Source organism: Alcanivorax sp. HI0044 (genome assembly GCF_001634945.1).
In genome coordinates this window covers 1-734 of the sequence record NZ_LWEZ01001316.1, presented here as the reverse complement: position 1 = coordinate 734, position 734 = coordinate 1, and the positions used below count along the sequence as shown (strand labels likewise).

The 734-nt window shown below is 61.2% G+C and carries 1 protein-coding gene; it reads right to left on the bottom strand.

All coding sequences use genetic code 11. The features are described from left to right. Positions 1–70: 70 nt before the first annotated feature. A partial coding sequence (locus tag A3730_RS31905; protein WP_369819095.1) for an alpha/beta hydrolase occupies positions 71–734 on the bottom strand: 664 nt, incomplete at its 5' end.

Sequence of the window (734 nt, the reverse complement as noted above, 5' to 3'; positions counted from 1 at the left end):
GCCCTTCGGTCGATTCCGTGCTACGCACGGTTCGCCCCCTGGAAGGGAGCGCCTACAGGGGGGGGGGCGCCTACGCGTTCAATTTCACCTTTTGTTCCGCCAGCGCGCCTTTCATAAAGTCCCGCATGGCTTTCAGGTATAGCCCCTGATCCAGGTGCAGCAGGTGGTTGCCCGGGAACCAGTGCACATCGCAATTATTCCAGTGTTGGCGCAGCAGGTGGCTGTGCTTGGGCGGCGCGAAGCGATCGCCGGCACCACCGATGATCATGCGCCCGCTTTGTGGTACCTGGCAGGGCCAGGTTAACGGCGAATGCAGGGCGGTAATTTCGCGAAGGCCGGCGGTGTTGGTGTCGTAGACCTGATTCAGCAGCTTCACCTGCTGGTTGATCGGGAACCAGCTTTTCATCAAATCGATCACGCTCACCAGCGGTACATTGGGAATGGCAAAGGCCAGGTCCTTTTCCAGTGCCGCCAGCAGGCCGGTGGTGTAACCGCCCAGGGAAATGCCGGTGGCGCCGATGGCGGGTGAGCCTTGCTCGCGCAGCATCCGCATGAACAGGCGCAGGTCATGAATGGCGTGGGCAAAGGTTTCGTTCAGTGCAGCCATGCCCTGGCTGAAAAATTCGGCGCCGCTGAACGGAGCGAAACGGCTCTTGCGGCGGCCATGGAAAGGCAGGGTGTAAAGCAACACATCGAAGCCCTGCTTGTAGAACCAGGGCAGCGCCAGCCAGCGG